The following is a 2,074-nucleotide window of genomic DNA, read 5'->3' on the forward strand; positions in this document are numbered from 1 at the left end:
AAGAGACAGGCCAAGACGGCTCTGCGGCGGCGCGTCGTGGTGGCGAGCCTCGCCATCCCCGCCGGAGAGCGCCCGGCCAGCGGCGCCCTGCTGAACGCGGCGGTGGACGAGGTGGAGACGCTGGACGGCTACCTCGCCCGCTTCCTGCCCGCGCGCCACGCGGCGGCGCTGGTGCCCTTCCTGGTCCTGCTCGCCGCCGCCTGGGCCAGCCCGGTCAGCGCGGGCATCCTCCTGCTCACCCTGCCGCCCTTCATCCTCGCCCTGGCCCTGGCCGGCGGCGCCGCGGCGGATGCGCAGCGGCGGCAGTTCTCCGCCCTGTCACGCCTGTCGGAGCTCTTCGCCGACCGGGTGCGGGCGCTGCCGGTGCTGCTGGCCTTCGGCGCGGAGGAGCGCGAGGCCACGCGCCTCGGCACCGCCGCCGAGGAGCTGCGCCGCCGCACCGTGGGCGTGCTGCGCGTCGCCTTCCTGTCCTCCGGCGCGCTGGAGTTCTTTGCCGCCCTCTCGGTGGCACTGGTCGCGGTCTATGCGGGCTTCAACCTGCTCGGCCTGCTGCCGGTGAAGGTGCCGGGAACGCTGACCCTGGCGGAAGCCTTCTTCGTCCTGGCCTTGGCGCCGGAATTCTACGCCCCGATGCGCCGCCTTGCCGCCGCCTATCACGAGAAGCAGGCCGCCGAGGTCGCCGCCGACCGGCTTTCGGCGCTGGAGGCCATGGCGAAGGCCCCGGCCGCCCAGGCCGCGCCGCTGCGCCAGGCTCCGGCGATCCGCTTCCGGGATGTCACGGTCCGTTATCCCGGCGAGGACCGGCCGGCCCTGTCCGGCTTCAGCCTGGACATTGCCCCCGGCGAGACGGTGGCGCTGCTCGGGCCGAGCGGCGCGGGCAAGAGCACGGTGCTGAACCTGCTGCTGGGCCTGGCGCCGCTGAGCGAGGGGGAGGTGCTGGTGGACGGGCTCGCTTTGTCGGAGGCGGGCTCCTTCGCACCCTCGGTGGCCTGGATGGGGCAGGCGCCGCTGATCGTGCCGGGCAGCCTGGCCGAAAACATCGCCCTGTCGCGCCCCGGCGTGCCGGTGCCGGAACTGGTGCCCGCCATCACCACGGCGGCGGAACAGGCCGGACTCGGCATGCTGCTGGCCCGGCGCGAGGGCGGGCCGGCGGCGCGGCTGGACGAGCGCGGCAGTGGCCTTTCCGGCGGCGAGCGGCGGCGCATCGCCCTGGCCCGCGCCCTGCTGAAGCCGGCACCGGTGCTGCTGCTGGACGAGCCCACCGCGCATCTCGACGCTGCCTCGGAGGCGGCGCTGATCGAGACCATCCGGCGCGCCACCGCAAAGGGCGGCCGCACCACCCTGATCGCCACCCATTCCGGGCGCCTGGCGGCCGTCGCCGACCGCGTCCTGCGCCTGAGCTGAGCCCGCCATGACCAAGCTCCACGCCCTGCCGCCAGGCGATGCCGCCGTACCGGCCCCCAGGGCCGCGCCCCCTGCCCCGGCGCCAGTCCCGCCCGTCGCGGGCAGCCCGCTCCGCGCGATCCTTGGCGCGGAATGCCGGCGCCAGCGGCCCCGGCTGTTGCTGGCCGGCTTCCTCGCCGCCCTGGTCGCGGCCGCCTCGGTGACGCTGCTGGGCCTGTCCGGCTGGTTCATCACCGCCGCCGCCCTGGCCGGGCTGGGCGGGCCGGCGGTGGCGCAGGGCTTCAACTACATGCTGCCCAGCGCCGCCATACGCCTGCTTGCCATTCTGCGCACCGGCGGCCGCTATGGCGAAAGGCTGGTCGGGCACGATGCCGCGCTGCGTGCCCTGGCGCGCTTGCGTCCGGCCCTGTTCCGCGCCCTGGCCGCCTCGCCCCCCGCCACCGCCCTGGCACTGTCCACCGGAGAGGCCACGGCGCGCGTGGTGGGCGACGTGGATGCGCTGGAGGCCGACCTGGTGCGCCGTTCCGCGCGCTGGGGGCTCTGGGCCTCGCTGCTTTCCGGCACGGCGCTGCTGCTGTTGGCCGGGACCGGCCCCGCCCTGGCGGCGGCCCTGGTGCTGGGCCTGACCGTCGCCGCCGCGCGGCGGCTGGCCACGCATCTGGCGGAACGC

General features: G+C 76.1%; 1 protein-coding gene and 1 pseudogene. Both read left to right on the forward strand.

The genetic code is table 11. The annotated features are described in order from the left end of the window. The coding region (cydD, locus tag ROTAS13_RS23515) for a thiol reductant ABC exporter subunit CydD (protein WP_075823582.1) at nt 1–1,404 on the forward strand (1,404 nt) is incomplete at its 5' end. 7 nt (nt 1,405–1,411) lie between these two features. Further along, nucleotides 1,412–2,074, forward strand: a pseudogene (locus ROTAS13_RS23520) (hypothetical protein); the annotation flags it as partial.

Origin of the sequence: Roseomonas sp. TAS13 (genome assembly GCF_001950415.1) — a bacterium.
GTDB classification, from domain to species: Bacteria; Pseudomonadota; Alphaproteobacteria; order Acetobacterales; family Acetobacteraceae; genus Roseomonas; species Roseomonas mucosa.